Consider the following 6,000-nt stretch of genomic DNA (forward strand, 5'->3'; position numbering starts at 1 on the left):
GGCACAAAACCCTGCATCTTCCGTTTGCGCTACAGAGCAAAGGAAGAATAAGGAAAGTTTTGTAAAATGAAATATCGGATCACCTCTATCGTGATATGGATTGCTGAGTTACTTTATCGGAGCGTCTTCAGTACCTTTGATTTTAATTCGATTTCTGACATAAGGAATGGAAAACCCTTATTCCGTTGTGATTTCTATTTTTCAGATCCTGATTCGTTTTCCATGAAGTGATAAGATCAGTCGAAGGTGATCGTGTTCGGAGACCATTGGAGCTCTGGCGAGTGTCGTCTTGCTTTTTCTGAACGCCCGACCGGTGGTGTCTGACGAACGAAGTGAGGAGTTCCGCCGGTCAGTGAAAGAAAAAGCTAGATGACCGACAGAAGCGACCGGGTCACCGAACATGAACACCGAAGACGAACAAATACCGGAATAATTCTAGAATTAAATTAGTTTATAAAGCTCATAAAGTTTAGAGTTTCTGAATCTGCGGTCATTTCCTTACGGTCGTTAATGCGACCGACCTGGACTGAAAGTCCTATAAACAAGGTGCTAAGCAGGGGGAATACTAATTTTATGAACTTTATAAACTCAAACCTTTTGGCTTTCTTCCTGCCGATCTATTTCGGTAAATAATCAGAACCGATATTGAATCATAGCATTGATACGGCTGGCATTGCCATAGTTGTGGTTGAAATTATTACGGCGTCCGAAAACATATTCTATACCGGTAGTTCCGAATTCCGTAAAATTCCATAACAGATTAGCTCCTGCATATTGTGCATATTTGTAAGTATCCCCTTCCAGGTTGCCGCGGGCTTCAAGCCGGGCATAACTGTAGGTGATCGTCGAATAAAGCTTAGGATTCCAATTGTGTTGGAAAGCGCCGAACAGGCCCCACATACCGGGAGCTTTCAGATTTCCATTGTCGTCTGCTGTCGGGATCAGGTCATAACCGATACCCGAGATATCCTGAATGTAATTGGCAATCCCTTTACCATATTCGGCCTGAAACAGAAAACTGGTCGATGAGGTGATATTTAATTTACCGCTCCCCATAACACCCCAACCGGTTCTGATTTTATCCTTATCTTTCACTACATTTTTATAACTGATATTTCTTAAGATAGCTCCTACCTGAACGTGGCTCCCGTTTTTCATCGTATAGCGTATGTTCAAAGGAATATCCGGAACTTTCTGCCGGATGGATTCGGCATTTTTCCCGGTTGTATACGATGCTTTGGCATATTCCAAGGCTAAAGAAGATTGCCATCGATCGTTGATATGGTAAGTATACCGAAGCATCGGCTGACGGATTTCGATACCACTACTCGGTCCTTCTTCATCGATAGTTGTAGGTACGGCTGTCATATCGCCGAAAGTACTCCAGGCTTGTCCCAGCGTAAAACCTTTGAATTGTACGAAAGCTTGCTGGAGCTTCGGGGTGTTCTGCGGCCCCTGGAATTCCATTTCGATATAAGACACTAAACGTCCTACATCCGTATTGCCTACTAATTTAAAAAACAAACGGGATTGTCCGACTGTCATACCGTAACTGGCACCGGGTTGATGTCCTTTCATGGCAATAGTCGAAGTTGTAAAAAAATTGTAATCTTCTACGCCGTTAAAGTCGTAAACTCCTGACAACTGAACGTATCCCCCGACACCGAAAATAAAATTTTTGTTGTCATCGAAGAAAATAAAGCGTGGAGCTGCCGGGTCATTGTAAGCCAGTGGAAAGGCTTCTTTCATCATGGTATAGAAATTATGGATATCCCTTTCTTTCGATACCGATACGACATTTATTTTCTGTGCTTGTGCATAAATCCCTGCCACAAACACAGAAAATAATACGATTAAAACTTTTTTTTTCATAATCCTACCTATTTAGTTTTTTACATTTTCATTTTTGTTATGGAGTATATACGCTTTAGGGAGCGAAAAAGTAGAAAGGAAATACTATAAAGTAGGTTGTGATTGGTTAAAGAATTTATAACTCTGTATAAGCTGAGAATAATTTTTGGCAGTTATATATAAAACAAGTATAGATTAAGAATGAAACGATACTTTTGATCCATAACCATTTATAAAAACAGAGTAATTGCATTTTAATGTGATGTACTAATAATTAGCCGTTTACTATTATTTTTCGGGAGTACTGAAACAATACCCTTTTCCATAGGAAGAACGGATTTTCAGCGAAGTATCAGCTTTCAGAATTTTCCGGAGCTCAGAGATATAATCCCGTAACAGACTTATTTTGGACGCGTTGCCATTGTTCCAAAGTCTTCTGCAAATGATTGTTCCCGGTATAAAGGAATTCTGATTTTGACAAAAAATAGTCAATAATTCGGCAAGCATCGTTTTGAGCGGGTAACGCTGGTCACCGATTTCAAGGGTAGAGTTTGCAGGGTAGAAACGGCTGGTCGGAGATAGCTGATATACTTTTTCTGAGGGGTGGCCGGTTATTTCCGGTCCCGGATATCGATTCAGGGCTGCTTCGATCCGGGCACACAATTCGTCTATACCTCCGTCCTTACGGACAAAGTCACTGGTACCTATTTTTAATGAGGCTGCACATAGTTCGGTGTAAGAGCTAAGGATGAGTACCGGAATTTTTTTATCCAATTGCCGGATCAATAAAAATACTTCTATTCCTGTTTTTCCCGGCATTTGATAGTCGAGTACGACTACATCCGGACGGGAAGACTGGTAGGCGAGCCAGGCTTCGTCGCCATCGAAGACTGTTTTTACTTCATAACCGTTGTCTTCCAGGGCTTCCCCGGTTTCTTGTGCGGTGATGCGGTTATCTTCTGCGTACAGTATTTTTATTTTTTTAGTATCCATAGTCGTGGTATAAAATCATCGGATGTGTTTTGAGTATGGTTAATTTGTCCAGCAGGTAATTTATTTTAATGATCATATTTTCGTATTGTTTGATGTTTTTGTGTAACAGTTCGGTATGGATCGGTGGGGATATAGGGATAGCCGGGGAGGGGTGATCCGATTCTGTGCCATGTAAATGACAGAGTTGTACTTGTAATTCCCGAAGGAAATGTTGTACTTCATTCCGTTGCAGATGGATCAGTGCTTTCTGGCGGCGATCGACCGCCATCAATAAATGGGTGAACCATCCCGACAATAAGATCGATAGCAAGGCAAATAGTAGCCAAATTTTGTGGGTGGTCAAAGGCTGTAACCAGGGATAAGCGAGTTGTACCTCTAGTCGGTGTCTCTCGACATACCCCAGAGGCATACGGAAAACAAACGGCAGGAAGATATGCGGATCTTCGGAAGGATACCGGTCGATGATTTTTCCATTGGCGTCCTTCCGGATGAAGAAAATTGGAAATGGCAGGTCGCTCTTCTTATAATAGTGGACAAGTGAATCGAGACACCAGGATGAATCCCGAAGATCATAAGATAAACGGCCATATACATAGCTTTGATTGACGATCCCGCCCATCTCTACTGTCGTATCTTTTACTCCCCGGGTGATCGTAATTGAATTCTCCTGCCAATTGTTTTGAAACCTGGCGGTATCCCGTATCTGGAAAAGATTTTTACTCATTTTAAAAATCGTTTCGTCGATCAAAGGGCTTTCGTGGTTTACAAAATTAGTCCGTTCGGCTGAATATAAATTGAACATCCAGACCATTTCAGCCAGTAATAAGGCAATGAAAAAATAGCGGTATATATGTGAAAAGGAAACTGATTTTTTATATGATTTCGGTTTATCCAGACACAGAGAGAGACAGAATTCCGATCCCTCGTTTTCTTTGCTTTTTATCTGTATGTGTCCATTGTACTGCCGCACAATTTTACGCACATAAGCAAGTCCTATACCGTGGCTATTCTGGTGACGGTGATTGGAATGAAAACCGGTCCTGAAAATACGTTTCCGTGAATGAGTGGAAACACCCGGTCCGTTGTCTTTGACCGAAATCAGTAATTTATTTGGTTTTTCCTGTTTACAGGTAATCTGAATTTCGGCTTTTTCTCCGGCATATTTCAGCGCATTGCTGATCAGATTGTCTACCAGGTGGATCAAATGAAAAGGATCGGCAAAGATTTCCGGATCTTTCAATTGAAAATCAAGATTGATAGTGGCTTTTTCGTGGCCACTCCGGTAGTTGTCGATCAGTTCTTCGAGTGCTTTTTTCAAATCGAAAGTTCGGTTTTCTATTTCTCCTCCCCAGCGTCCTGCCGACTGTATGGTAATTTGTTGCATTTCTTTTAATAAACGCTCCGATTGGTGGCGGCTGATTTGTAGTTTTTCATATATTTTTTCGGGAGGCCAGGTGGCCAGATTTTTCAGGATCCTGCCTTCTATATCGCGATTGGTACATAGCGGAGTTTTCAGGTCATGGATAAAAATAACTTGTTTCTCGATATAGCGTAAGTTCTTACGTTCCCTGCATTCTTTCTTTATGATCAGGAATCCATAATAAATAGCCAGGAAGAGTGGAAGTAATGAAAGTAAAATTCCGTATTTCTGATACTTCCAAAAATAAATAAGCGGAAAATCATACCAGGCCATCAGCTGGTCTTTCTCGATATTACCCAATTGCTGCGGGCCGAAAGCAGGAGCTCTTTGAGGCAATAGATGGGAGGGATAGTGATCTATAAGCTTTCCGTTCGGGTCTTGTCGCGTGAAAATTACGGGTAATTCCGTTACCGGACAAAAATGCCGGAAATAGTGGGCTATACTGTCCAGTTTCCACAACTTTTTATTGTAATCATAACGTTGTTTGTTGAATAAGTCGGTCATTTCTTTCCGCAGGGTATCTATTCTGAAATGGTGTCCCCGAAGAGTATACTCCATGATAATTCTGTTTTCTATTCTGAAGTCGACGAAACTGTCGTCCTCCTCATTTATCCTGTATGCTTCTTCTTGAATAGCAGCATGTATCGCCTGGTTGATGTCGTTCCGAAAATTTTTTTCTTCAATCCGGAACCAATAGATCAGCCAGCTGCTTTCTGTCAGGAGAAACAGGGTTATCGACAGGATGATCATGCCGGGGTTATGTAAAAATAATTTTTTCATCGGGTTAAAAATAAAGATTAAGTGAAAGAATCACAACTTTTGTTTCTGTTGAATGTGGAAATAATTCCGAACATTTTCCGATGATTCAGCCTGGTGTGAGAAAAGTGGATAACGTATTTTTATACTTCTGGAATCATCAATAAAGGTGAAAAACCTCTTAAAATATTAGGTATTTTAACAAGTTATAGTTGTGTTGAAGTGAAAAGCGCCAAAAAACATATGTTATGAAAGGTTTGCAAATAGATATTCGAGGAAAAATAATGAATTGCGTCACACCGAAAGGGCAGGTTTGTGTGTTTGTAGAAGCTGACAATATGGTTGTTCTCGGTGAAGACAAAGAAAACAGCGTTAAGTTGGATTGGGGTAAAATAGAGTTGGCTGTAGGAGACAAAGTGAAAATTACTGCTATTGAGGGTATGGAGTATGATACCATATATATGAGTAATATGACAGATGAAGATATGTTAGGATACTATAATCAACTTAAAAAATTTTTAACAAAAGAAGGTGTGTTGAAATGAGAGGATTCAGAATAAAATTCAGGTCAGAAGAAATTGTTGTTACCCCTGACTTCCGTTCATCAGTCACTATTTTTTACAATAGTTCGAACGGCTATGAACTATCGGTTGCCGGTATCAAAGGTTTTGGAGATGACGCCCTGGATACTTTTTGGATAAAATCGGATATGCATATTGGAGAAAGTATTGAGATCGAAATTATAAATGCAGACGAGCAGGTTTGTTCGTCTCCGACTTGTGTAAAAAAATTAGATCCTAATCCACTAAAATTATCCGAAAAACAGAAGCAACAAATGCTTACTGAATATTTGAAAGATTTTTATCTTTTAGAAGCTCAGTTAAAGAAAAAAGGAGTTTTATAAGAGGAGTTCTATAAATTAAAATATTGTAGTACAGTTGTTTATATGGTTCCAAGAGCGTAAATTTGCAGAAAATAAG

5 protein-coding genes are annotated in these 6,000 nt (G+C 40.2%); 2 read left to right on the forward strand and 3 right to left on the reverse strand.

Annotation, left to right across the window (positions count from 1 at the left end; genetic code table 11):
- Positions 1-633 precede the first annotated feature (633 nt).
- The 3 genes from WS42_RS09745 to WS42_RS09755 all read right to left on the reverse strand — a co-directional run bounded on the left by WS42_RS09745 (position 634) and on the right by WS42_RS09755 (position 5,044).
- On the reverse strand, positions 634-1,872 hold the full coding sequence (locus WS42_RS09745; RefSeq protein WP_046404210.1) for a DcaP family trimeric outer membrane transporter: 1,239 nt from the start codon (positions 1,870-1,872) through the stop codon (positions 634-636).
- Between the two features lie 267 nt (positions 1,873-2,139).
- A complete protein-coding gene (locus WS42_RS09750) occupies positions 2,140-2,844 on the reverse strand; it encodes a response regulator transcription factor (protein WP_046451042.1) in 705 nt (234 codons plus the stop codon).
- Positions 2,834-5,044, reverse strand: coding sequence for a sensor histidine kinase (locus WS42_RS09755; RefSeq protein ID WP_046451043.1), 2,211 nt, complete (start codon positions 5,042-5,044; stop codon positions 2,834-2,836). The genes WS42_RS09750 and WS42_RS09755 overlap by 11 nt, the downstream gene beginning before the upstream one ends.
- 224 nt (positions 5,045-5,268) lie before the next feature.
- On the opposite strand from WS42_RS09755, the gene WS42_RS09760 reads away from it, so the two are divergent.
- Together WS42_RS09760 and WS42_RS09765 are read left to right on the forward strand one after the other, a co-directional pair.
- Positions 5,269-5,565, forward strand: coding sequence for a hypothetical protein (locus WS42_RS09760; RefSeq protein WP_013612569.1), 297 nt, complete (start codon positions 5,269-5,271; stop codon positions 5,563-5,565).
- The gene (locus tag WS42_RS09765) at positions 5,562-5,924 is read left to right on the forward strand and encodes a hypothetical protein (protein ID WP_022160171.1); all 363 of its coding nucleotides are present in this window, start codon (positions 5,562-5,564) and stop codon (positions 5,922-5,924) included. The genes WS42_RS09760 and WS42_RS09765 overlap by 4 nt, the downstream gene beginning before the upstream one ends.
- The last annotated feature ends 76 nt before the right edge of the window (positions 5,925-6,000 follow it).

The organism is Odoribacter sp. N54.MGS-14, from assembly GCF_000980295.1.
Taxonomy (GTDB): Bacteria; Bacteroidota; Bacteroidia; order Bacteroidales; family Marinifilaceae; genus Odoribacter; species Odoribacter splanchnicus.

What these genes read in the sequence shown, in the direction of transcription:
- WS42_RS09745 (WP_046404210.1), bottom strand. Translation starts at nt 1,872, where the DNA reads ATGAAAAAAAAAGTTTTAATCGTATTATTTTCTGTGTTTGTGGCAGGG.
- WS42_RS09750 (WP_046451042.1), bottom strand. Translation starts at nt 2,844, where the DNA reads ATGGATACTAAAAAAATAAAAATACTGTACGCAGAAGATAACCGCATC.
- WS42_RS09755 (WP_046451043.1), bottom strand. Translation starts at nt 5,044, where the DNA reads ATGAAAAAATTATTTTTACATAACCCCGGCATGATCATCCTGTCGATA.
- WS42_RS09760 (WP_013612569.1), top strand. Translation starts at nt 5,269, where the DNA reads ATGAAAGGTTTGCAAATAGATATTCGAGGAAAAATAATGAATTGCGTC.
- WS42_RS09765 (WP_022160171.1), top strand. Translation starts at nt 5,562, where the DNA reads ATGAGAGGATTCAGAATAAAATTCAGGTCAGAAGAAATTGTTGTTACC.